Source organism: Pseudomonadota bacterium (assembly GCA_018242545.1).
In the GTDB taxonomy this organism is placed as follows: domain Bacteria; phylum Pseudomonadota; class Alphaproteobacteria; order 16-39-46; family 16-39-46; genus 16-39-46.
This window is the reverse complement of record JAFEBT010000012.1, coordinates 1-23,801: the sequence shown is the minus strand read 5'-3', so window position 1 is coordinate 23,801 and position 23,801 is coordinate 1. Positions and strand designations below refer to the sequence as shown.

Genomic DNA, 23,801 nt, shown 5'->3' with positions numbered 1-23,801 from the left:
TCCCTAATTATGTATGAGGAAAGAATAACAATTTCACGTGAGCACCCAATCCATCTTCTCTGTCTTTTAATTCTAGAGCACCATGATGATCTTGCATAATCTTTTTGACAATAGCAAGACCAAGACCTGTTCCTTGGGCACGGGTTGTATAATAAGGTTCCGTAAGCCTTTCACGTCCTGCCTTTGGAAGTCCTGAACCAGTGTCAATAATATCTAACTTTACAATCCCATCGCTTTCTTGTGAAAGATGAAGGGTAATTTGTTCAGGCTCAGAAGACTCAGTTTCTTCCAAATGAGGTTTATTTTGAAGTGTTAATAATTTTTCGTCAATAGATTCAGCAGCATTTTTGAGCAAATTTGTTAATGTTTGCATAAGTTGTTGTGCATCGCATTCTAAAATGAGTGGTTTTTTTGGAAAATTAACTTTGTATGTAATATAAGGATGGGCATTTTGTTGAAGAAGAACAGCTTGATGACAAATATCAATTAAGTTTTCTTGTTTCATAATAGGTGCAGGCATACGAGCAAAAGCAGAAAACTCCGAAACCAAAGATCCAATTGTCTCTACTTGCCGCATAATTGTATCAACACATCTTAGAAAACTCTCAGAATCTGTTGTAATTTGAGAAGCATACTTTCGTCTCAGTCTTTCTGCAGAAAGTTGTATAGGTGTTAAAGGATTCTTAATTTCATGTGCAATGCGCCTGGCGACATCTGACCATGCCGCTTTACGTTGATCCGAGAGCTGTTCAGTTAAATCATCAAATGTTAGAACAAATCCTTTGTTTTTTTCTTTTTGGGCATTTTGGGATGAGATGCGAACAAGAAATGTTCTTGTATGCCCTCCTCTATTTATATGAACTTGAGATTCTAAAAGTTGAGGATGTGTTTCAGACATCTTTTTTTCAAGTAAATTAGAAATTTCAGGAAAAACTTTTAAAATAGGCTGATTAATTTGATTTTCTAACTGAGTCTCCAAGAGAAGAGAAGCTGAGCTATTTGCAAGGTTGATTTTAGCTTTTGAATCAAGACCTATAATTCCTGCAGAGACGTTTGATAAAACAGACTCTGTAAATTGTCTTCGAAGTTCAATTTGTTGTGAGGCTTCCTTAAGTTCTGATTGTTGAAGCTCAAGTTTTGAAGTCATAATGTTAAATGTATGGATAAGTTTTGAAATTTCTCCTTCATGGGCTATACTTCTTTTTTCTGGAATTCGAAAACTTAAATTTCCTGATCCAACTTGTCGTGAAGCATCTATTAAATAACTAATAGGGCGCACAATTTGAGTTGCGACAAGAAGACCTACCCATATGGCCATTAAAAGAAGAAGAAGAGCAACAGCTGCAAAAATTAAAAAAAACGTAATCTGAAAATTAGATTGATTTTGTTCAAGTATTTTATATTCTGAGATCGCTCCTTCGGCTTGAATAACCTTTCCAAGAACATGGGGATCGACATGGCGACCTACATATAAGTAAAGAGGTCCCAAAGTCGGATTAAGGGAGTCGATCTGTATAATAGCTCTTACGCGGTCACTGTTTTCGCCTGTTAAGATGGAAATTTCTCCTCTTCTCGCTTGATCAACCGCAAGTTGAGAGACAGGCTCAAACTCCAAAGAAAAGCTAAAATTTGATCGTGCTAATACATTATGAGCTTCATCAAATACGACGGCTTCACGCAAAGAGCGTAGAGTTGTCATAAAAGAAAGATAATCATTAAATTTTATGGAATCATTTAAAAGATCTGTAAGATTTCGGCTTACATCTCTGGCCATTAAAGAGGCGTCAGTCGCAATGGATTTTTGATGTTCTTTTAAATAAGCTTGAGCCACAGCAGAAGACTCATCTAAAGCCGTTTTAACATGTGTGCTAAACCAAGATTCAATACCATAATGAAAAAATAATCCAGAAAATATCGCAACCAAAATAGCAGGAATAGCAGAAATTAGGCCAAATAAAAGAACAAGCCTTACGTGTAAATGAGAACCTGCTAATCCTTTTTTATGCTCTGCCCATAAAATTGTCAGACGTCTTGCAATAACAAGAACGATGAGAGCTAAGAAGATAAAGTCGGCTAAGAGAAGCGCAAACACATGCTGCACGTTTAATGTCAGAAATTCAGGATCACGCAAAGCCGTAAATGTAAGAATTCCAAGCACACAAACGCCTAATCCAAGTGTCAAAGCAATAAGACGATCACGGGAAAACGTTTTATATAATTTTAAATAGGAAAGAAAAAAAATTATAGGTTTTTTTATAAAGAAACGCCAAGTTCCTTTTTTGAGAGACTTATTTTTGCTCATCATTAAAACCAAGGTTTTTTAGCTTTTTACGTAATGTATTTCGATTTATTCCTAAAATATCTGCCGTTTGAGATTGGTTTCCTTTTGTATGCTCAAGAACCTTTTGAAACAATGAACGGTCAATTTCTGATATTAAAAGAGGATATAATCCACCCTTTGTTGAAAAAGAATTATTATTGTTTAAGTAAGAATCACAATACTGTGCAATAAAATCTGTAAGGGTAATAGAATTTAAGAAAGTATTCTTTTCTTTTGGCTCAAGGGTAGAAAGGGGTGTAAGCGTATCTTTAAATGACATGACTAAAATATAATTTCCTTATTTTGAAGAGAAAAAGTCGAATCTGCCTCAATAGATTCATAGTATTGATTTAAGAAGTTTAAAACGTCTTTTCTTGTTTGAGAAGTATTAATTCTTACACGAAAGTCTGCAGAATTAGGAAGCCCTTTACTATACCAGCCAAGATGTTTACGCATCAATAGAATTCCTGTTTCTTCTCCATAGTGTATAAGCGTTTGTTCAAAATGCTCAAGAATAGTTTCTTTTTGATCTCTTAAAGAAGGATCTGCAAGTTTTTTTCCCGTTTTTAAAAATGTATTTACTTGATTTAGAAACCAGGGTCTTCCATAAGTACCCCGTCCAATCATAACAGCATCAGCAGAGGACTCATCTAAGAGAGAACGTGCATCTTCAACAGTTTTTACATCTCCATTTCCCACGACAGGAATTTTAACAGCTTCTTTTACTGTTTTAATAAAAGGCCAATTCGCTTGTCCATTATAGAGTTGACATCGCGTACGACCATGAATCGTAATCATTTTTATACCACAATTTTCAGCAATTTTTGCAAGCTTAGGTGCATTTAAAGAGTTATCATCCCAACCCATTCTCATTTTTAACGTAACAGGAATTTTAACAGCATTGACGGTTGCTTCCATAATTTTAGATGCTTTGTACTCATCTTTCATAAGGGCTGAGCCGGCATGACCATTTACAACCTTTTTAACAGGACAGCCCATGTTAATGTCAATAATTTGAGCGCCCCTATCAACATTAAGACGTGCAGCTTCGGCCATAACCTGCGGGTCACATCCTGCCAACTGAACAGCCATAGGAAATTCTTCAATACGATGGGCGCATTTTTTGAGAGATTGTCTTGTTTCCCGAATCATAGCTTCACTTGCAATCATTTCTGAAATAACCAACCCTGCTCCGAATTTTTTAACAAGACTGCGGAAAGGTAGGTCTGTCACTCCTGACATAGGAGCTAAGATGACAGGAGAATCAAGTGAAACATTGCCAATAGTTAAAGAGGTCATTCAAGTGCTTTCTGAGAAAATGCCTAATTTTTAAGCAATGTACCTTAAAACGAGCTCAACATTCAAGAAAAAGAGTTAAACTTTCTTTTTTTTAATATATTTTTAAAAAATGTGAGGTTATATGGGAGTTTTTCTTTCTTTAATGCTTCGAAAAGAAAGTCTCTTCCGAACCTTTCAAGATAAAAATAAGGCATAAAAAGATATTTATTAAAAATTTTTCTTGACGAGATCGGTTCAATTTGAGACCTGTTGTTCAGAGAGAATTTATTTTTCGCTAAATGGATGGGTGGCCGAGCGGTTGAAGGCACCGGTCTTGAAAACCGGCAAGGGGGAAACTCCTTCGTGGGTTCGAATCCCACCCCATCCGCCAAACTTAGAATAATCCTTTTTACCCGATGTGTGTAATTTTTCCTCTTTCTTCTTCTGTATCAGAAAAAGACAAGAATGAAGAAGGGTCTTTAGCCGCAAATATATCTATAAATTTTTCAGATCTTTCCTTTTTTTTTCTGATTGACATACTTAATGAAAAGTAAAGCGCCATAAAAAAGAGAAACTAAGAACATTAAATAATAAGCAGGAAAGTATAAATTTTCTTTTAATCCATCAATAACCTCAAAATATATAATTGGAGCAGTTCCTCCGAGTATACCCATTCCAAGGTTAAAGAAAAAAGAAATTCCACTATAACGTTCTTTTACTGGAAAGAGATTCTGCATAAGGGCAAGACCAGTTCCTGCAATTGTGGCCGTTCCAAGAGCTAAAGTGATTTCTCCTAAAAGAATTAAAAGAGGAAAAGGAGAGGAAATCAGCCAGAAGATTGGTACCATAGAAAAGAATAAAACATACGAAACAACTCTTAAAAAAGAAAAAGATGGTAGTTTGTCATAGAGCATGCTTAAAAAAGGGCTGCTTAACGTGAAGACTAAGATAGAAACGAGATTTACACGCACTGCAATTGATAAGGGAATGGCAATATATTTATGAACGTACACATTTAAAAATCCAAAAACTGTATAGACAAGAGCCCCAATGAGCGCGCCGAGGGTAAAAGAAAGAACACAAGCTGGCTTTCGAAGTTTAATCGTTTTTAATATAGGAACAGAAGCTGTTGAAAACGTATTTAAAAAAGCAGGTGTTTCTGAAAGATTTCGACGAATGTAAAATCCAAGAATACTAACGCAGCTTCCTAAAAGAAAAGGAACTCTCCAACACCATTCAGGCAATTCCGGCAAATATGTCAGGGCATTTAATCCTGTTGCTGCAAAGGCCCCAACGCCACAGGATGACGTAATTATTCCTCCGATAAGTCCTGGATTCTTTTGGGCATGTTCACTGGCAAAAATATATGCCCCTGTATATTCTCCCCCAATACAAACGCCTTGAATGAGGCGCCCTGCGACAATAAGAAGGGGGGCAAAAATTCCAATTTCATTATAGCTGGGTAAAATTCCAATTAGAAAAGTTGGAATGCCCATTAAAAAAATGGAAATTGAAAGCGTTTTTTTGCGACCAATGACATCTCCAAAATACCCAAAGATAAGAGCACCAAAAGGCCTCATGAGGAATCCTACACTGAACCCGCCAAGACTTAAAAGAAGACTTAAGTTTTTATCATTCGCTGGAAAAAACGTAGAAGCAATTATATTAAAAAAGGCGCCATAAAGGATAAAATCAAAAAATTCTAAGGCATTTCCGATGCTGCTTGCATAAATAACTTTATTTTTCATATATCAGGATCACTTCTATTAACATATTTAAAATTTGGAAGAGAGGAAACCCTCATCCGAAGAATTTAGCAAACTTATATATAACGCCATTATAATTATTAAACGCGTAAGAGAAGGTATACTTTTAACCGATGGAGATTTTTTAAACTATATGTTTTGAATCGTAATACAAATTCAAAGGAATGCAACTCTTAATTTTTAGGCAACCTCTTGAATAAATTATAATTTTTTATAAGTTTCATTCAGAAAACCTTTAGGAGAAAGAATTTAAGCTTTCAAAAAGAAATTTTATTTTTTAAGGAAATTTTAAAATAATTTCATGCTTATGGAATGAGCGAAGCGTAGAACGATGCCCGACGCTAATAATCGTTGTTTTTTTAAGATGTGTTTTTAAAAGCAAATAAAGTTTTTCTTCAAGATCTTCATCAAGGGCGCTTGTAGCTTCGTCCAGAAAAAGCCATTGGGGTTGCATAATAAGAGCGCGCGCGAATGCAATACGCTGTTGTTCTCCTCCTGAGAGGATATGGCTCCAATTCTCAACTTTATCAAGAGAAGACTTCAGATGTGAAAGATGACAAAGATCCAGAATTTTCGGAAAATTTAAATCAGGGGAAACACTCTTTAGAGTAAGCGGATAGGCTAAGACTGTTTTTAATGAGCCAAGTGGCATATAAGAATATTGTGGAACAAATAAAAAATTTTCATTTTGAGGAAAAGAAACTGTTCCGTGCCCAAAAGGCCATATTCCAGATAAGGCCCGCAAAAAAGTACTTTTTCCAACACCTGAAGGGCCTGAAATTAAGACATTTTCGTTAGGCTTAAGAACCTCATGAATATTTTTAAGTAAGATTTTGCCTGAGGGAAGAAGTATATCTTTGAAATTAAGAGTCAAATTTTTTTCTTTGCTTTCTTTAAGGACTTTAATATCCGCATAAGAAACCTGAGAAAGGGCATAAGCTTCTTTTAAACTCTTTTGAAATCCCGATAAACGCCAAACAACAGCTTGCCAAGACGCAATCTGAAAGTAACTTGATACAATAAAAGAAAGAGACTCTCGTACAACACTAAAAGCACCGCTTACCTGTGTAATATCGCCAAATTTTATTTCTCCTCGAAAAAAACGTGGTGCCATCACGAGTATTGGAAATATAGTATCTAAATTATTATATGTCGTTGTCCAAAAGTTAATAAAAATAGATCGACGTATAATCGCATAAAAGTTTTGAACGACAAAACCGAAGCGTTGATAAAATTCTCTTTTTTCTTCATGTTCTCCCTTATAAAGAGCCACGGCTTCGGTGTTTTCACGAAGTCTTACAAGGCTATAGCGAAAATCAGCAGTTAGTTTTTCACGGTTAAAATCGAGTCGAATCAAAGGCCGACCAATTTTAAGCGTTATATAGGTCCCTCCTCCAGCATAAAGAAGGGCAGCCCAAAAAAGATATCCTGGGATGTATACATTTCCAAAAAGAGGGAAAGATCCAGAAAGTGTCCATAAAATAACCGAAAAAGATGCAAGTGTCAGAATACTATTAAAAATGCCTTCTGATAAAGTTAATGTAAGAAAAACAAAAGATTGAATATCATCACTAATGCGTTGGTCTGGGTTATCGGTTGGATCTTTGAGCATTTGCATTCTATAATAAGCTTGGTCTTTAAGCCAAAATCCTAAATATTCATGGACCATCCATCGTTGCCAACGAATATGAAGATATTGTACGCAATAAAATTTGCTTAAGAAAACAATGAGTAAAAATCCTACCAGCCCAAAAAAATAGATAATTTGCTCTATAAAGACAACTTTATTAAGTTCTTGAAGTGCATTATAAAAAATTCTGTTCCATTCGTTTAAGAGCACCATAACTTGGACAGTTAGAATATTTAAAATAATGATAGCCAGGACAAACCCCCACGCGCTCCATTTTTCACTTGATTTCCAGTAGGGTTTAATAAGATGCCATGCATTTCGTATGTCATTCATTGTATAGGCGCCCAAAATTTTTGATGAACAATTATAAATTAAGATTATTTTGTTTTGTAAACAGTTTTCTTGACTCTATTTCTTATTCTTTCATTGTCAATATTCTTTTTTAAAAAACTTATCCACAAAATCTGTGGATAAGTTTGTGGATAACAATTCGAATGAATCCATAATGAGGTTGAAAACCTTGGGTCTTAACCCGTCTGTCTAAATTTTAATCGGCAAAATCAACCCATTGATTTAGTTAGATAAATAAATATTTCTAAAATTTAAAAATTAGTCTTGACAAAAAAAATATGAGATTTTCTCAACTTTTTTCACTTGGGGATAACTTTTAGCCTTTTTATGAATTTTTTAAATGAAGAAATCATTTTAGGGAAGGAGTTTAAAGAATGAAATTAAAAACGGAAAAATTTATAAACGAAAAAAAGAGGGAAGAATATTAAAAATCAAGAAGCATGAAAGAATTATTTCATCTGACATTAACTTGTGATATGCATGAAGGGGTAATGGTTTTATCTTTAAAAAGGATTCTATTTTTTTATGCCTGCACCTTCTTCTATTTTAACGCGTGTAGCTCCCTCTCCAACTGGGAATTTGCATGTCGGAAATGCGCGTCGCGCTCTAGAGAATTGGCTTTTTGCCCGACATTTAAATGGTCGCTTTATGTTGCGTATGGATGATACGGATGTCGAGCGTTCAAAAGAAATTTATGAACGATCGATTCAAAAAGACCTTGAATGGCTTGGATTAGACTGGGATTTATATGTGCGTCAATCAGATCGGTTGGAACATTATCGAGCAGCAGCAGAGAAACTTAAACATATAGGACGCCTTTACCCCTGTTATGAAACACCTGAAGAACTGGATTTTAAACGGAAAAGGCTTCTTGCACGTGGGCTTCCACCTCTTTATGATCGAGCCGCTTTGTCTTTAACAGACGCACAAAAAAAAACATATGAAGAAGAAGGACGAATCCCCCATTGGAGATTTCTCTTAAATCCCGAAAAGATTTGTTGGGAAGATTTGATCCACGGAACACTTTGCTTTGAAGGAGATAAACTTTCCGATCCTGTTTTAATTAAAACGGATAGTTATCCTGTCTACTCTTTGGCATCCGTTGTGGATGACCTTGATTTTAAAGTTTCACATGTTATTCGTGGTGATGATCACATTACCAATACAGCTCTTCAAATTCAATTGATTGAAGCTCTTAATGGAAATCCTCTTTCAATTCATTTTGCCCATCTTCCACTCTTAACAGATGCAATGGGTGGGGGGCTTTCTAAAAGGCTGGGGAGTTTGAGCATTGAATCGCTCAGAGAGGATGGATATGAGCCTATGGCAATTAATAGCCTTTTAGCGCGTCTTGGAAGTTCAGATCCTATTGAGCCATTTTTGGATCTCAATCCTCTTATTTCTTCTTTTAATATTAAAAAGTTTAGCAAAGCGACGGCTAAATTTGATATTCAAGAACTAAAACATTTGAACGCTAAAATAATTCATTTGATGCCCTTTTCATATGCTCAAGAGCATCTCAAAAATCTGGGTTTCCCTGATGTGTCAGAGGAATTTTGGAAAATATGTCATGGAAATTTTTCGACTTTTTCTGATGTTACAAAATGGCTTAAAATTCTACATTCTCCTCTTATGCCTCTTTCTTTTTCTTCTGAAGATAAAGATTTTCTTAAATTAGCACTTATGTCTCTTCCGAAAGAGCCTTGGGGACCAGATACCTGGAAAGAGTGGACAGATTTATTAAAAGAAAAATCCAATCGGAAAGGAAAAATGCTTTTTATGCCCTTACGTCTTGCTCTTACAGGAGAAGAACATGGACCTGAAATGAAAGAACTTCTTCCTTATCTTGGATTCGAAACAAGTATAAAAAGACTTAAGGGCGCCTATGCTTCAGATTTATAATACATTAACACACCAAAAAGAGATTTTTTATCCTCTCGACCCCAATAATGTAAGGCTCTATGTTTGTGGTCCAACTGTTTATGATTATGCGCACCTCGGAAACGCGCGTGTCTATGTCATTTTTGATGTTTTGAATAGGCTTTTAAGATACCTTTATCCTTCCGTAACCTATGTTCGTAATATTACAGATATCGATGATAAAATAATTCAAGCTTCTTTAACGTCCGGAAATTCAATTTCAGAAATTACGGAACGAACAACAAAAGCATTTCAAGAAGATATGAAAAGCCTGGGAAACCTGGTGCCCACTTTTGAGCCAAAAGCCACGGAGCATCTTTCTGAAATGATTCAAATGATTCAAACTCTGATCGAAAAGGGCCATGCTTATGAAGTCGATGGACATGTTTTATTTCAAGTCACATCTGACCCATCTTATGGGAGTCTTTCACGTCAAGGACTAGAAGACATGATTTCTGGGGCTCGCATAGAGATTGCGCCTTATAAAAAGGATCCTCGTGATTTTATTTTATGGAAACCTTCAACCGGCAGCATGCCAGGATGGGAAAGTCCCTGGGGTTATGGGCGTCCTGGATGGCATATAGAATGCTCAGCAATGAGTTCTAAATACCTTGGAGAAACTTTCGACATTCATGCAGGAGGACAAGATCTTATTTTTCCCCATCATGAAAATGAGCAAGCGCAAAGCACATGTTTTTCCAATAAGCCATTTGTTCGTCATTGGATGCATAATGGATATTTGATTGTAAACGGCGAAAAAATGTCTAAATCTTTAGGAAATTTTTTGACTGTCCGTGATCTTTTGAAAAAAGCATCCGGAGAAGTTTTAAGATACGGTCTTTTAAGTGTTCATTATCGTCAACCTTTAGATTGGACAGATGAAGGACTAAAGCAGGCTCAAAATAGCCTATGCAGGCTTTATACCTCTTTACGGCTTGCTCCTAAACAGGATTCTGATTCTCCAAATTTAAATAAAGAGTTTTTATCAGCTTTAGAAGATGATCTCAATACTCCCTTGGCTCTCCATGTTTTGCATAAATTAGCTTCTGATATTAATAAAAGCACTTCAGAAAAAGAGAAAGCTTCCCTTGCCCATCAGCTTAAATCTTCAGGAGCCTTTATTGGTCTTTTAACAGAAGACCCTGACATCTGGTTTCAAAAATCTACCCAAAATTGCAAAGAAAATGATTTGGAAGGTCTGCACATAGAATGCCAAATTGAAGCGCGTAATAAGGCCAGACAAGAGAGAAATTTCAAAGAAAGTGATCGTATTCGGCAGCATCTTTTTGAAGCAGGCATCATTCTTGAGGATACGCCGACTGGGACACTTTGGCGGCGCATTAAGTAAAGCGATGAATAAGAATGATTATTAAGACCTTTTTAGAAAATGCTCCAGCTATTATTCTTATTGAGCCACGTGAGAGTGGAAATATTGGCGCAACAGCGCGTGCAATGATGAATTTTGGAATGAAAGATTTAAGACTTGTACGACCAAAAGATCATTGGCTAGAAACCTTTACAAGACAAATGGCCTCTGGCGCAAATGACATTCTGAATGAAGCGCGTGTTTATAAGACAACTCAAGAAGCTGTTTCAGATTTACATGTTATTTATGCCACGGCCTCAAAAAAACGAGATATGATTAAACCTCTTTTTACGCCACGTTCTGCAGCACAAGAAATGAAAAAATTAATACAAAAAGGAGCCCGTATCGGCCTTCTTTTTGGAACTGAGCCGTCCGGTCTTGAAAATGAGGATGTCATGAGAGCCAGTGGCCTTATTAGCATTCCCACAAGTGAAGATTTTGATTCCTTAAATCTTTCACAGGCTGTTTTGCTTATTGCCTATGAATTTTTTCAAATGTATTTGCCAAGCTCTTTTGCTGAGGTTTCTCTATCTGGAAAAAAGAGTTCTTTTGCAACCCAAGAAGAAGTAGAGGGTTTTTTAAAACATCTTGAAGAAGAATTGGATACGGCCAATTTTTGGCGTGTTTCTGAAAAAAAACCTGATATGCTTCAGAATGTGCGTAATATTTTTAATAGAATCTGTCTTACGCAGCAAGAAACGCAAACACTCCGAGGGATTTTAAAAGCCCTTGTCTATCATCGTTGGGGTATATTTTCAAAAAAAAATAAAACTTCTTTATAAATATAAAGAAAGATTTATCGAAAGAGTTTGACAAAACGGGAAGATTTAGGATAGGTATCAAAGGTCTTTCAAAAGACAACAGTTTTTATTTCATATGAAACATTAGAGTCACATAGGGTTTTCATGACAAAACGTTTAGAGTCAAAATACAAAATCAATCGTCGCCTTGGTGTTAACCTTTGGGGACGTTCTAAAAGTTCCGTGAATCATCGTGAGTATGGTCCTGGACAACATGGCATGCGTCGCGGAAAGCCGTCTGATTACGGTATTCAACTTTTAGCTAAGCAAAAACTCCGAGGATATTACGGAAACTTGACTGAACATCAGTTCCGACGGATTTATCAAGAAGCTGTGCGTCGTAAGGGAGACACAGGCGAGAATTTGATTGGCTTACTTGAGCGCCGCTTAGATGCGGTCGTTTATCGTATGAAATTTGCTTCTACGGTCTTTGCATCTCGTCAAACGGTTAATCATGGGCATATTCTCGTTAATGGGGTACGTGTTAATATTCCTTCTTATCTTGTAAAAGTTGGCGATGTTATTGAGGTTGCTCCAAAGGCACGCGATATGGCCGTTATTCTAGAGGCACAACAATCAACAGAACGTGATGTCCCAGACTATATGAGTGTTGATAGCAAAGCGCTTAAGGGAACCTTTTTGCGTGTTCCTCAGCTTTCAGATGTCCCCTATCCTACTCAAATGGAACCAAATTTGGTTATTGAGTTTTACTCTCGATAATTAAAAAAAATTAATAAACCTCCATGAGAAGACACATATATCTTCTCATGGGGCTGAGATGTAAATTTCAAAAAGTAGGTTAATTTAAGTATTTAAAACGAGGAACAATATTTATCTTTTTTAAAGATGTTTTTGCAACTTTAAGATCAATAAAAGGCACAACATTTCCTCTGGTATGTGGGCGATGAAAAATTTTACAAAGTTCTTGATTAAACCAAACACAAATTCCTCCTTTGCGTTCTCCAATATGAAGACTGAGTTCTTTAAAAAAATCTAAAAAAGCTTCATATTTTAACGTTATGTCTAAGGTAAAAATCCTTTTAAGCGTTGGATGATCTTTAAAGTCTTTGAAATTTTCTTTTCCATTTAACGTCTCGAGATTTTCTGCAGCAGCAGCGGCAAAAGATAATTTTTTACGATCTTTTTTACGTTGTCTGTCTTTTTTATATTGTTCATTAAGCTGCGCTTGAATTGCATGATGCTCTTCATCGAATATTGCCTCTTCAACGATGTCAGGAATTTCAATATCTTTATCTTCTTTGAATTTCTGCTGTTCATGTAAGGAAAATTTTTCATCAATTCTGTCTTTTTCCTGATCAGCTTTCTGTTCTACAAGTGATGCATCTGCTTGTTGAACACTTAAATTCGGGGACTTTTCTTCTGGTCTCTCCTCTTTTTCAACAGGAGGATACGGGCTTTGGACAGAGCTTGTAGAAACGGCTTCATGCTTTTCTTGAGGAAAAAGCGTCTCATGAGCTTCTGCAAGTTCTTTTTCTAAAAATTGTATTTTTTCAAGGTAAATTTCTTGTTGTCTCTGTCGAGAAGGAAGCCAAAACATAGATTTTTCTCTATTAATGGCACTTGTTAGATAGTCTATAAAACTCTTATCAATTCCCAATCCTTTTATTTCTTCATAGTGTGTTTTGTGTCCCATTCGAACACGAACTTGGTCGGATTGTTGTTGGAAACATTGTTGAATGACAGCATGAGTCAGTTGCATTAAAGAAGAAGCTTCTTCATATATATTTTTTGCGGCTTCATTATGAATTGAACGAATTTTCTGGTCAATTGAGATCATTCTCTCAAAAGGAAATCCAAGCAATTGTATTATTTTTGACATTTCATAGGGTGTTTGTTCAAGCTGAGACTGAAAAGAACCCCATGATAAAAAAACTTTTTGCGCCTCAATTAATTCATCCAATTTTGAAGAAAGATGAGGCATAGCACTTCTTACTCTTGCAAGCTGGAAGCATTGAGGTAAATAATGTTCACGATAAGTTCTAAGCAGACTACAAATCGCTATTTTATCCCCTTCCCAATCTTGTTAATTTAAAGCCAGGGCTGCTGAAGAAAAGAAAAATATAAGTGTAAAAAACCTTAAAAAAAACATCCTATTACTTATAAAAAAATAACAACATTATTGAAAATTTATAAACTTTATATTTATATATGTACTTTGTTATGAGAAAACAAGTATGGTAAATTTTAAAATTTAAAAATAAGCGAGGAATAAGGTAACATACTGATAAAAAGAAATTTTATTTAAATTAGCCTACAAAGTAAAAGAAAAATTGTCGCTTTTATTAAAAAAAGAAAAAATTGATAAATATGCTCTTTTAATTTAAAAAGTCACTCAAAAGAAACACTTGAAAAAAAATTAAAATATCCCCACACTCATAAACATATATAAAAAAATTCTTTATTTATTTTTTAAAAAATCACAGTGGAGAAAGAAAATGAAAAATTCTTCTACTCAATTAGATTTTTTTATTGGAAAAAAAATTAAACTCTTTCGTAAAAAATTAAAATTACCTTTAAAAACACTTGCAGCAAACTTAAACATTTCTTTACAGCAGTTACATCGATATGAAAATGGGACGAATAAAGTTGCAGCCAGCACGCTTTATGAAATCTCTAAGATTACGTTACAACCCTTTTACTCTTTTGTAGAGGATTGGGATGACGGGCACCCTATAAAAGAAAACTATAATATCCTTTTACTTGAAGCGAACATAAAAGACAGTGATTTAATTAAAAAAATTTTTGACGACTATAAGAAAGTCCAGACGATTTGTATAAATACAGCTTATAAAGCTTTAGCTTTCATTGAAAAATTTATGCATAATAATCAAATTCTTAATTTTATGCCAAATTTAATTTTTTTGGATTTAAATATTCTTTCTATGGAAAATTTTACAATTTTGACAAAATTGAGAGAATTTTCTTTGCTGACAGGTGCTCACATTATTATTTTGGCTGATCAAAAGGATAATGACGCCCTTAATAAAGTTCAGGCATTACATGCAAGCGGATTAATTTATAAAAATTCTATTTTTAAGGATTTTCAAGAGCAGCTCCATGATATCTTAAAATATTGGATAGAATTTGGCGGGGCAGCTTAAGACTGATCTTTTTAATATATTCAAATAATAATTTTTATAAGTTCATTTTGCGTTCTAACTATCTTATATTTTTAATACTAAAAAAATAGTTTTATCCTATTTGAAAAGATTTATTCAAAAACATCTAAAGTTTTAATTAAAACTCTTTAAAACCTATAAAAAGAAATTAAAGTTAATACAAAAAAATTAAGTTTTTGCTTTCATAAATAAAATGAATAATCACATTTATTAATTTTATAAAATTTATTTATTTTACTCTATCCAGGTATTAAATAACAACGAGAAACTAAAAAATAATTTCACGTAGATAAAAACAAAATAAGTTCCTAGGATAATAGATGGACGTTGGTTTAATTCAATATGTTTAATCTATATGACAGGAGGTTATTATGCCAAGATCAACTGAAAATTACAACAATTCTTCCGATGCGAGCGGATCAACACATTCAGGGTTTTCCCATGGCCAGGGCCAGGGTGTTGCAGGTGGCCAAGCCCGCGCTGAACAACTTGGACATGAGGGCTATATGGAACTTGGGCGTAAGGGTGGTGAAGCTCGTGCTGAACAATTAGGGCATGAAGGTATGGCAGAGCTGGGACGTAAAGGCGGTGAAGCTCGGGCTGCACAAATGTCTGGGCAAAATCGCTCAGAAGGAGATACATCCTCCTCTTCAAGAAATCGGGATGATGACGACGATGATGATACATCTTCTCGCCAAAGTTCTCAGAGGAACGCTTCATTCTCGTCAACAGGATCTCAGGGTGGCAAAAATGATGGTCGTTCATCTTCTTCCCAGACATCTCATCGGCAAGCCTCTTCGTTCTCAAGTGGAAGAGGAGGAAAAAAATGACTTGATGGCATTTATTTAAGTATTTCAACAAGCTTCATATGAGTGCTTATTAAGTGCTTAAGTATATTGGGCTTTTTATAAAGCTTTGCTAAAGTCATAAAAGGGTTCCTTTACGTAGCTTAGCCTTATGTAAAGGGGCCCTTTTGTTTTTATTAAATTCTATTATATCAAGTTGATTTTTAATAATTGATTTCGTAAGGTATTTTATCGTTTCCTTATACAAAAATAAGCGTTTGAAAATGATTCAAAATAAAGAAAACCTCGACCAAGAAGTAACAGATTTTGGATATGAAGATATCTCTTTTCTTGATAAAAAGCGCAAAGTTGAAGACCTTTTTAATCGTATTTCTTCTTCCTATGATTTGATGAATGATCTGATGAGTGCTGGTTTTCATCGGTTATGGAAGGATCTTTTTGTAAAGCGTGTTGCTCCCCTCCCCTCTGAGACGATTCTTGATCTTGCAGCAGGAACGGGCGATATTTCTCTGCGTCTTTTAAAAGAATCTCATCAAACGATCCGTCTTTTTATCTCTGATTTAAGTTTTAAAATGCTTGAAATCGGAGAAAAACGGATTCTTGATGCAGGCTTTGTAAAAAATCTAAATTTCCTTGTGATAGAAGCCGAAACTCTTCCTTTTCCAGATTGTTTTTTTGATAAAATTACGATTTCTTTTGGGCTTCGGAATGTTTCTCATCGCAAAGAAGCACTTTCAGAAATTTTCCGTGTTTTAAAGCCAAATGGACAATTTTTTTGTCTTGAGTTTAGCCATCCTATTTTTGAGTCTCTTAAAAAAGTTTATACATGTTATTCATTTGCTGTTATTCCTCATCTGGGTCAATTAATTGCCAAAGATAAAAAAGCTTATCAGTATTTAATTGAAAGTATTCAAAGGTTTCCTCATCAAGAGGCTTTATTAAAAGAATTTATAGAAGCAGGACTTACATCCTGCTCCTATGAAAATCTTTTAGGCGGAATAGCAGCCATTCACCGAGGATTTAAATAACAATTTAAATTCTTACTTAGTTTGATTAGAGGTTTTGACCCACCAGGCCATAGGGTTTGGGCCAATTTCAGGCCTATGAGGAGGCATACCAAATTTATCCCAGTAAGCAAACCGATCTACATTAGAATAATATAGAGGAATCATATAAATTCCATATCTAAGGACCCTGTCAAGTGCGCGTGCGGTTGTAACAAGTTCTTCTTCCGTTTTTGCTCTTGCAAGTTTATCGACAAGAATGTCAACACTTTCTTCTTGGATATTGGGATAATTTCTGAGCCCAGGTGTCAGCGCAGCTTTTTGTGTCCAGTAAAGCCGCTGCTCATTGCCTGGACTTAAGGAAGAGGCCCACCAATTGAAAATCATATCATAATCCCAATCAAGACGACGCTCTTCATATTGAGCAGAGTCGACCATTCTAACTTTTACGATAATTCCTATTTTTTTAAGAGCGCGTCCAAACGAAAGAGCAAGTTTTTCATATTGAGGATCACTTAATAAAATCTCAAAACTAAAAGGTTTTCCCGTTTTTTGATTTATTAAGATACCATTTTTAAGCACCCATCCGGCTTCTTTTAAAAGCTGTAAAGATTGAGCCTGTGCTGCACGCATATTCCCTGATCCATCATATTTAGGCGGGCTTAAGGCCTCTTCTTCCAAAATATTAGAGTTAATTTTATTTTTAAGAGAGATTAGAAGATCTTTTTCACCATTGATTGGCTTTCCTTGAGCCTTAAAAGGAGAGTTTTCATAAAAACTTTCCATCCGTTTGAAACCGCCATCAAAAAGATTTTTATTCATCCATTCAAAATCGAACATTAACATAAGAGCTTTCCGCACACGGCGGTCTTTAAAGATCTCACGCCGCGTGTTGAAAACAAATCCTTTTATGCCTGCAGGGCGTATGTGCTCCATTTCCATTTTCTGAATGCGTCCATCTGAAAAACCAGGTCCTTTATATACATTCTTCCAACGATTTAGATCCGCTTCATGGATAATATCATATTGTCCAGCTTTAAAAGCTTCGAGGGCAACGTTTGCATTACGATAATAATCGTAACGAATAAGGTCAAAATTTTTAAGTCCTTTTCGAACTGGATGGTTTTCAGCCCAATAATCCTTTACACGTTCGTATTCAATAAATCGACCTGGTTCAACTTTTGAAACACGATAAGGTCCACTTCCTAAAAAAGGCTTTAAAGTAACAGCTTCAAAATCTCTCCCTTCCCAATCTTTTTTGGAATAAAGAGGCATCATGCCCATAATAAGTGGCCTTTCAGGATCCATTAATTCTTCTGAATCTTCTTTTTTAAAGGTAAATTTAATCCCCCGTTGTCCAATTTTTTCTGCCTTTTCAACTTTACTATAAAGTGTTCTGAGCCGTGGCAGACCTTTATCTTTTTGTATTTGCCATGAAAAAATCACATCTTCAGGCGTTATTTGAGTTCCATCATGAAATTTTGCATTTGGGTTTAAATTAAAAAGGATCCATGAATTATCAGGAGCAACTTCGACACTTTCTGCGACCAGTCCATACATTGAAAAAGGTTCATCAGCTGCACGTACTAAAAGAGTGTCATATGTTAAATTTAGTCCTTCAGGTGCTGTTCCTTGAAGAGTTTGTGTGAGTGTTTCAAAACTTCCTAAAACAGCAGTACGCAGTGATCCTCCTTTAGGAGCATTAGGATTTACATAATCGAAATTCTGAAAAGTTGGAGGGTATTTAAGAGATCCATACCTTGAAATACCATGTGCTAAAGAATTTGCTTGGCTAAAAGCTATTTTTCCAAATGCTAAAAAGAGAAAAAGAAAAGATCCTAAAAAAAATATTTTTGATTTACGGAGCTTCATTCTAAATTATTCCTTGTTAAAAATTGCTATTGATATGGGACGTTAATCTGATTTGAGAAAATTTATAATGAATTTTTATTTATTTTAAATCAATTAAAAAAAAACTAATAATTTAAGGTTTCAAAAAATTCCTTTATTTTAGCGGTTTTTCGTCTTTTTAATATTACTTAGGGGAATTTAAACATTACCTAGGTAGATTTTCCCGATACATAAAATAAATTTTTTCCTTTAAGTTTTAATCATGGCGCTATGAAAAAGATATGTTTAAATATTTTTTATAAACAGCTTTTTTAATAGCCTACACTAAAATATTTTTCAAGTAAAAGAGCTTGAGGGTGTTAGGTGTAAATTTTAGCTCTCTAAGGGAGTTTAAAATAAAACATGAAAACGGATAAAAACAGTAATAAGGTTTAAAAATTACTGTTTCTTCGAAATAAGGTCAAAAATTTTTAAACCTAATTTGATAAAGACTATTTATTTAACTGCCTACAGATCCTAAATTTTAATAAGAGTCTAATATTTATCCTAATTTTTATGTGTTCTTATTTTTGAAGATACAGAATCAATTTTTTATTCCTTATTACTGTTTTTGTCCGTTTTCCAAGATCTTTAGATCATAGAAATCTTTAAAAAAACCAAAAAAGGATTTTTATTTTAAAGGTTTCTTTCCTAAAGCCATTCCGGTCTTAAAATTATTAAACTTGCATAAAGATTTTTTATCTCTATTTTTATAAAAAATGAATGTTTTCTGTCTTTTAAAGAAAGAAGAAACAACCAATTCTAAATTTGTAAATGTGTTAAAATTAGGAGTCTTTATGTTTTTTTAAGTAATTTTCTTGAAAACGCTTGAATCCTTGATTAAGATCTGGTATTGCCCAATTAGTAAGTTTTAACAGACTTAGTATTTGCGGTCGTGGCGGAATTGGTAGACGCGCAGCGTTGAGGTCGCTGTGGGAGAGATCCCGTGGAAGTTCGAGTCTTCTCGACCGCACCAAATATAATTTAGGCTCTTAATGAAATGTTACATACCTAATTAAACATTCTATCCGTAAAGGGGATGTCATTATGATTGAAAGTAATGATCCAAAAAATAAACCAATAGATTCCCCTGATAATAAAGAACTTTCTACCTCTTCTGAAGAAGAATTATTATTTCCTCATCTGTCAAATGATTTTATTCATGAAATTGCAGATGCTTTAGACTGGGGAGATGAAGATCATGTTAAAACCCTTATTTCTTCACTTCATGCTGCCGATCTTGCAGATTTAATTGAAGCTTTGTCAGCGTCATCGCGTGAGCGTTTAATTAATATTATTAGAACGTCTCTCGATCCAGAAATTTTAATCTTTTTAGCTGAATCTGTTCGAGATCAAGTTATTCATCAAATAGGAATACAAGCTCTTTCACTTGCTTTAACAGAGCTTGAAAGTGATGATGCTCTTGCTATTATTGAATGTTTAGAACCAGACCAACAGCGGGCAGTTTTAAAAGCTATTCCAGCGCCTGAACGTGCAAATATTGAACAAGTTCTTGCATACCCAGAGGATACAGCCGGACGCCTTATGCAACAAGAAATTGTGGCTGTGCCCCCTTTTTGGACGGTCCAACAAACTTTAAAGTATCTTCATACAGCAGATGATTTGCCTGAGACATTTTATGATCTTTATATTGTTGATTCACGTTATAATTTTTTAGGGGCCGTTTCTTTAAATAGAATTATTCGTGAAAATGATTCTATTAAGCTTTCAGAGATTACTGAAGAACGATTAAAACCTATATTAGTAACGATGCCTCAAAAAGAAGTTGCTTATCTTTTTAGGCATTATAACCTTGTTTCAGCTCCTGTTGTTGACGAAACAGGACGCCTTTTGGGTATTATAACAGCCGATGATATGGTTCTTGTCGTAGAAGAAGAAACGGAAAGAGATGTTCTAATGCTTGCGGGTGTTGGAGAAACAGACTTTCAGACGCCTCTTTTTAAAACTTTTTATCGTCGAATTGGATGGCTTTCAATTACCCTTATTGATGCTCTTTTGACAACAACTGTGATTTCTCAGTACACAGATTCTATTGAAAAAATGGTTGTTCTTGCTGTTTTAATGCCGGTTGTTGCAGCTATGGGCGGAAATGCAGGTATGCAAGCTCTTACTGTTACTGTTCGTGCGCTTGCAACTCATGAGCTTTACGGTCAAAATATGCGACGACGTGCTATTATAAAGGAAAGCTTGATTGGAGGATTAAATGGATGTTTTTTTGCCTTTATCCTTGTTATTGTTGTAATAGGTTATTTTAATGATATGAATCTTGCTGGAATCCTTGCATCTGCAATGATTTTTAATATGTTATGGGCCGCTTTAGCGGGGGTAATTTTACCTCTTCTTATCGAAAAGCTTGGATATGACCCGGCGGTAGCAAGTGGTCCAATCTTAGTTGCAACAACCGATGTTTTAGGATATGTTTCTTTCTTAGGGCTTGCAACTCTCTTCTTGCTCTAACTGTTTATTTTAGTCATCCTCTAAAAAAATAAAAAGAAAGAAAAGAAATGATTAAACCTTCTCCCTCTTATACGTTTATAATTTTTATGTTTTTTATTTCTATTTTCTATCCTTATATAGGCTTATCTTTTCAGGCCGAAACATATTTACAAACCTATGGTAAAAAAAATAAAACCTCCAAAGTTAAAATTTCTTCAAAACCTATGGTTTCAAAAAAGTCTCTTCATGAAAAACCAAAGTTACCAAAGCTTCCCCCAAAAGTCTCGACGTTAAAACATCCTTCTAAAGGTTCAACTTCAAAACTTCCACCGAAAAGTTCAACTTCAAAACTTCCTCCAAAAGGCTCAACTTCAAAGCTTCCTCCAAAAGGCTCAACTTCAAAGCTTCCTCCAAAAGGCTCAACCTCAAAACTTCCTCCAAAAGGCTCAACTTCAAAGCTTCCTCCGAAAGGCTCAACCTCAAAACTTCCACCGAAAAGCTCAACCTCAAAGCTTTCCCCGAAAAGTTCAACCTCAAAGCTTTCCCCGAAAAGTTCAACTTCAAAACTTCCTCCAAAAGGCTCAACCTCAAAGCTTCCACCGAAAAGCTCAACTTCAAAGCTTCGTATAAAGAGCTCAATGGCTCAACCTCTTTCTTCAACATCAAATAGTGGAACAAGTTCTCTTACGTCAGGAAATACTGGGAATGGAGTTTCTTCTTCAACAAGCAACGTCGTATATACAAATACAACAGGAGCAAGAACATCTTCAACTTCAATAGGGAATAATCAAGATGGAACTCCTTCTTCTCAAAACACTGGGAACCAAGTTCCTACGCTTGGTGTTGGTGGTAATAGTCCCCTATCAGTTACAAATAATAACAATCGCGATGAAAATGGTGATGTTAATATCAATTCTAATATTCCACAAAAAAATACCTCTCTTGAATTAGAAAGCTCTTCTGCGGGTCAAGTTGAATCTGACGATGATCTAAGTGCTTCTAACACAGACCTTAAAGACTTAGAGCAAGAAAGCCATCAAAGTCCAAGCCCCTTGCTCGACCTTCAAAATACACCAGCCGGCCAATCAGCTATTTTAAGTATTTTGAATGATGCAAAAAATCCTGTGGTTCGTACCAACCTTTTAAAAGCGTTACAAAATAAAAATATGAAACTTTTTAATGCTATTGCTAAAGTTAATGGTCTCTTATAGATATTGACTGCAAAATGATTTTTAGAAATGAAAGGGGTAGACATGATGAGTTGGGATTATATTGATTTTCTATATAAAACCTTTATTGCCTTTTTTGTTATCATTGACCCGTTTGCCATTATTCCCGTATTTATTAACTATACGCTTAATGATTCACGAACTCTACGAAATAAAACTGCTTTTAAAGCAACTTTAATAGCGGGAATAGTTCTTTTAATTTTTGCTTTAACAGGAGATAAATTTTTGGAATTTTTAGGAATCTCCCATGGATCCTTTCGAATAGCTGGCGGAATCCTTTTAATGTTTGCTGGAATTGATATGGTTATTGCAAAAAATAGTGGAATTCGATCAACGACGAAGCAAGAAAATGAAGAGGCTGTCCAAAAAAGCGATATTTCAGTTTTTCCTCTTGCCATTCCTCTTATTGCAGGACCAGGAGCACTTACAACTTTAGTTATTAGTATGGGAGAAGTTGAAGGAGTCATCTTTTATCAAATTAGTATTATTTTAATTGTCCTTTTCGTTTTATTCTTAACATATTTATGTTTGATGTCTTCTAATTTAATTTTTAAAATTCTTGGTGTTACAGGAACAAATGTTTTAACGCGTATTTTTGGAATCATTATCGCAGCTATAGCAATAGAATATATTGTTAAAGGATTAAGAGATAGTTTTCCGGCTTTAGGAGGATGCTAAGAGAATGAATCATAAATTATATTATATGAAAAATTTCTGCATCTTTTTTTGTCTTTTATAAACTTTTTAAGAATAAGCCTTTAAGTCACTTTAGGAACGGCTCTCTGAAGCGCTTGCTGTTTTAATACCTTCCTCAAGCAAATCATAATAATCTTCTATATCTTCCACAATGCGAGAAGCTTGATTTAAATAGTTTTCTTCTTCTTCCTGAAGAGACAAGCTTTTTACATGCTCTTCTGCGTAGGCCCTAAATTTGCTTGCTGCTTCTTTTGGAGTTGTTTGTTGTCTAACACCAAGTTCAACAAGCTTTTTAACCATCCAGGCTTTATTTTCTGGCAGTTCACTGTTTCCAAAATTACACAACGCAAAGAAGGTTTTTACAGTTTGAATGGATTCAGCTTTTTTAAACAGCAAATTAAGCTCATCATCTATCCCACGCAATCCCGTTATTGTGCGATCAGCAAACCCTTTTTGACAACTCTCAGGGTTAGCTCTATTTTGATAAGCTGTAAGGGATTCCGATACAAATCCTCTCATAAAAGTATCCATTTTATCCGGATGAAGTTTCAAAACAAATGTTAGTGCAAGAGAGAGGCAATTTTCATCTTGAGGAGACGCGATACCATGTTGAACAGAACGTAATACACTTTCTTGTCTTTCTTTTGTAATATTTTTAGGATCATTAATCCAATGTGCAATTTTTTCCATGCTTTCGTTGTAAGAAAAGGAACTCAAACCTTCCAATTTTGTATATAAATAGTTCAAAACTTCCCTATGAACTTTATTTGCATAATTATGAATTTCAAATGCAACGCCTTCCGGTAAAGCCTGCCAATCAAGGTGGGGTTGTGTAAAGTTTTGTATTAATGGACTAACTTCTTGTTGAAAAGCTTGTAACTGAGAACGTTGAACTTGGAGATCTGGAATATTCCTTAAAGCTCTAACGAACGACTCCATAATGAATCCTTCTCTACAAAGCCCAAATTCTCTATGAAATGGAATCATAATATTTTCTTCGAACTCTAAAAATCGATGTTCTAATTCTATTCTTAAGGCCCAATCCTCATAGCGCCCTAAAATCATTCTTTCTGTTAACCTTTGTATATTTTGATTAGGGCGTGTCATCAATTAAATTGACAAAGAAGGAGAAAGAAGAGACATTGAGG

18 protein-coding genes and 2 tRNA genes are annotated in these 23,801 nt (G+C 34.9%); 12 read left to right on the top strand and 8 right to left on the bottom strand.

The window, feature by feature from the left end; genetic code table 11:
* Positions 1 to 7: 7 nt before the first annotated feature.
* Genes JSS34_02990 through dusB form a run of 3 tightly spaced genes read right to left on the bottom strand, consistent with a single transcriptional unit; the run spans position 8 to position 3,619 of the window.
* Positions 8 to 2,305 (bottom strand): PAS domain-containing sensor histidine kinase, encoded by a 2,298-nt coding sequence (locus JSS34_02990; protein ID MBS0185304.1) that lies wholly within the window; start codon positions 2,303 to 2,305, stop codon positions 8 to 10.
* On the bottom strand, positions 2,289 to 2,600 hold the full coding sequence (locus JSS34_02985; GenBank protein MBS0185303.1) for a DNA-binding protein: 312 nt from the start codon (positions 2,598 to 2,600) through the stop codon (positions 2,289 to 2,291). Before JSS34_02985 ends, JSS34_02990 begins: the two co-directional genes overlap by 17 nt.
* A gap of 2 nt (positions 2,601 to 2,602) precedes the next feature.
* On the bottom strand, positions 2,603 to 3,619 hold the full coding sequence (dusB, locus tag JSS34_02980) for a tRNA dihydrouridine synthase DusB (GenBank protein MBS0185302.1): 1,017 nt from the start codon (positions 3,617 to 3,619) through the stop codon (positions 2,603 to 2,605).
* 280 nt (positions 3,620 to 3,899) lie between these two features.
* Between dusB and JSS34_02975 the strand changes: the two genes are divergently transcribed.
* Positions 3,900 to 3,989: transfer RNA gene (locus JSS34_02975), tRNA-Ser, on the top strand.
* Positions 3,990 to 4,104: 115 nt separating this feature from the next.
* On the opposite strand, the gene JSS34_02970 is transcribed toward JSS34_02975, so the two are convergent.
* The gene (locus JSS34_02970) at positions 4,105 to 5,346 is read right to left on the bottom strand and encodes an MFS transporter (protein MBS0185301.1); all 1,242 of its coding nucleotides are present in this window, start codon (positions 5,344 to 5,346) and stop codon (positions 4,105 to 4,107) included.
* A gap of 295 nt (positions 5,347 to 5,641) precedes the next feature.
* Complete coding sequence (locus tag JSS34_02965; GenBank protein ID MBS0185300.1) at positions 5,642 to 7,327, bottom strand: ABC transporter ATP-binding protein/permease; 1,686 nt, start codon at positions 7,325 to 7,327, stop codon at positions 5,642 to 5,644.
* A 543-nt stretch (positions 7,328 to 7,870) separates the two neighbouring features.
* Between JSS34_02965 and JSS34_02960 the strand changes: the two genes are divergently transcribed.
* The 4 genes from JSS34_02960 (at position 7,871) to rpsD (ending at position 12,151) form a co-directional block, all read left to right on the top strand.
* Positions 7,871 to 9,247 (top strand): glutamate--tRNA ligase, encoded by a 1,377-nt coding sequence (locus tag JSS34_02960; GenBank protein ID MBS0185299.1) that lies wholly within the window; start codon positions 7,871 to 7,873, stop codon positions 9,245 to 9,247.
* Positions 9,231 to 10,613: a cysteine--tRNA ligase gene (locus tag JSS34_02955; protein MBS0185298.1), complete on the top strand. Its 1,383-nt coding sequence runs from the start codon at positions 9,231 to 9,233 to the stop codon at positions 10,611 to 10,613. Before JSS34_02960 ends, JSS34_02955 begins: the two co-directional genes overlap by 17 nt.
* Before the next feature lie 14 nt (positions 10,614 to 10,627).
* Positions 10,628 to 11,413, top strand: a complete 786-nt coding sequence (locus JSS34_02950; protein MBS0185297.1) for an RNA methyltransferase — start codon at positions 10,628 to 10,630, stop codon at positions 11,411 to 11,413.
* A gap of 123 nt (positions 11,414 to 11,536) precedes the next feature.
* Positions 11,537 to 12,151, top strand: coding sequence for a 30S ribosomal protein S4 (rpsD, locus tag JSS34_02945; protein ID MBS0185296.1), 615 nt, complete (start codon positions 11,537 to 11,539; stop codon positions 12,149 to 12,151).
* Between the two features lie 79 nt (positions 12,152 to 12,230).
* Here rpsD and JSS34_02940 read toward each other — a convergent pair whose 3' ends face one another.
* Positions 12,231 to 13,373 carry a hypothetical protein gene (locus JSS34_02940; protein ID MBS0185295.1) on the bottom strand — a complete coding sequence of 381 codons (1,143 nt, stop codon included), beginning with the start codon at positions 13,371 to 13,373 and terminating at the stop codon, positions 12,231 to 12,233.
* A gap of 514 nt (positions 13,374 to 13,887) precedes the next feature.
* Here JSS34_02940 and JSS34_02935 point away from each other — a divergent pair.
* From JSS34_02935 to ubiE, 3 genes are all read left to right on the top strand, one after another.
* The gene (locus JSS34_02935) at positions 13,888 to 14,553 is read left to right on the top strand and encodes a helix-turn-helix domain-containing protein (protein MBS0185294.1); all 666 of its coding nucleotides are present in this window, start codon (positions 13,888 to 13,890) and stop codon (positions 14,551 to 14,553) included.
* Positions 14,554 to 14,942: 389 nt separating this feature from the next.
* Entirely contained in the window at positions 14,943 to 15,401 is a 459-nt protein-coding gene (locus JSS34_02930) for a hypothetical protein (protein MBS0185293.1), read from the top strand.
* Positions 15,402 to 15,640: 239 nt separating this feature from the next.
* Positions 15,641 to 16,405, top strand: coding sequence for a bifunctional demethylmenaquinone methyltransferase/2-methoxy-6-polyprenyl-1,4-benzoquinol methylase UbiE (gene ubiE, locus JSS34_02925; protein MBS0185292.1), 765 nt, complete (start codon positions 15,641 to 15,643; stop codon positions 16,403 to 16,405).
* 12 nt (positions 16,406 to 16,417) lie between these two features.
* Here the strand turns inward: ubiE and JSS34_02920 are convergent, their stop codons facing one another.
* Positions 16,418 to 18,253, bottom strand: coding sequence for an ABC transporter substrate-binding protein (locus JSS34_02920; GenBank protein MBS0185291.1), 1,836 nt, complete (start codon positions 18,251 to 18,253; stop codon positions 16,418 to 16,420).
* A 907-nt stretch (positions 18,254 to 19,160) separates the two neighbouring features.
* Between JSS34_02920 and JSS34_02915 the strand changes: the two genes are divergently transcribed.
* The 4 genes from JSS34_02915 (at position 19,161) to JSS34_02900 (ending at position 22,635) form a co-directional block, all read left to right on the top strand.
* A tRNA-Leu gene (locus tag JSS34_02915) sits at positions 19,161 to 19,247 on the top strand.
* A 71-nt stretch (positions 19,248 to 19,318) separates the two neighbouring features.
* The gene (gene mgtE / locus JSS34_02910; protein ID MBS0185290.1) at positions 19,319 to 20,749 is read left to right on the top strand and encodes a magnesium transporter; all 1,431 of its coding nucleotides are present in this window, start codon (positions 19,319 to 19,321) and stop codon (positions 20,747 to 20,749) included.
* 47 nt (positions 20,750 to 20,796) lie between these two features.
* Positions 20,797 to 21,939 carry a hypothetical protein gene (locus JSS34_02905; protein MBS0185289.1) on the top strand — a complete coding sequence of 381 codons (1,143 nt, stop codon included), beginning with the start codon at positions 20,797 to 20,799 and terminating at the stop codon, positions 21,937 to 21,939.
* Positions 21,940 to 21,981: 42 nt separating this feature from the next.
* Positions 21,982 to 22,635 carry a MarC family protein gene (locus JSS34_02900; GenBank protein MBS0185288.1) on the top strand — a complete coding sequence of 218 codons (654 nt, stop codon included), beginning with the start codon at positions 21,982 to 21,984 and terminating at the stop codon, positions 22,633 to 22,635.
* A 90-nt stretch (positions 22,636 to 22,725) separates the two neighbouring features.
* On the opposite strand, the gene JSS34_02895 is transcribed toward JSS34_02900, so the two are convergent.
* The gene (locus JSS34_02895; GenBank protein ID MBS0185287.1) at positions 22,726 to 23,760 is read right to left on the bottom strand and encodes a hypothetical protein; all 1,035 of its coding nucleotides are present in this window, start codon (positions 23,758 to 23,760) and stop codon (positions 22,726 to 22,728) included.
* Between the last annotated feature and the right edge of the window lie 41 nt (positions 23,761 to 23,801).

Coding starts and splice junctions, on each gene's coding strand:
- mgtE (MBS0185290.1), top strand. CDS start 19,319: ATGATTGAAAGTAATGATCCAAAAAATAAACCAATAGATTCCCCTGAT.
- JSS34_02935 (MBS0185294.1), top strand. CDS start 13,888: ATGAAAAATTCTTCTACTCAATTAGATTTTTTTATTGGAAAAAAAATT.
- JSS34_02990 (MBS0185304.1), bottom strand. CDS start 2,305: ATGATGAGCAAAAATAAGTCTCTCAAAAAAGGAACTTGGCGTTTCTTT.
- dusB (MBS0185302.1), bottom strand. CDS start 3,619: ATGACCTCTTTAACTATTGGCAATGTTTCACTTGATTCTCCTGTCATC.
- JSS34_02930 (MBS0185293.1), top strand. CDS start 14,943: ATGCCAAGATCAACTGAAAATTACAACAATTCTTCCGATGCGAGCGGA.
- JSS34_02985 (MBS0185303.1), bottom strand. CDS start 2,600: ATGTCATTTAAAGATACGCTTACACCCCTTTCTACCCTTGAGCCAAAA.
- ubiE (MBS0185292.1), top strand. CDS start 15,641: ATGATTCAAAATAAAGAAAACCTCGACCAAGAAGTAACAGATTTTGGA.
- JSS34_02970 (MBS0185301.1), bottom strand. CDS start 5,346: ATGAAAAATAAAGTTATTTATGCAAGCAGCATCGGAAATGCCTTAGAA.
- JSS34_02895 (MBS0185287.1), bottom strand. CDS start 23,760: ATGACACGCCCTAATCAAAATATACAAAGGTTAACAGAAAGAATGATT.
- rpsD (MBS0185296.1), top strand. CDS start 11,537: ATGACAAAACGTTTAGAGTCAAAATACAAAATCAATCGTCGCCTTGGT.
- JSS34_02955 (MBS0185298.1), top strand. CDS start 9,231: ATGCTTCAGATTTATAATACATTAACACACCAAAAAGAGATTTTTTAT.
- JSS34_02900 (MBS0185288.1), top strand. CDS start 21,982: ATGATGAGTTGGGATTATATTGATTTTCTATATAAAACCTTTATTGCC.
- JSS34_02940 (MBS0185295.1), bottom strand. CDS start 13,373: ATGCCTCATCTTTCTTCAAAATTGGATGAATTAATTGAGGCGCAAAAA.
- JSS34_02950 (MBS0185297.1), top strand. CDS start 10,628: ATGATTATTAAGACCTTTTTAGAAAATGCTCCAGCTATTATTCTTATT.
- JSS34_02920 (MBS0185291.1), bottom strand. CDS start 18,253: ATGAAGCTCCGTAAATCAAAAATATTTTTTTTAGGATCTTTTCTTTTT.
- JSS34_02965 (MBS0185300.1), bottom strand. CDS start 7,327: ATGAATGACATACGAAATGCATGGCATCTTATTAAACCCTACTGGAAA.
- JSS34_02960 (MBS0185299.1), top strand. CDS start 7,871: ATGCCTGCACCTTCTTCTATTTTAACGCGTGTAGCTCCCTCTCCAACT.
- JSS34_02905 (MBS0185289.1), top strand. CDS start 20,797: ATGATTAAACCTTCTCCCTCTTATACGTTTATAATTTTTATGTTTTTT.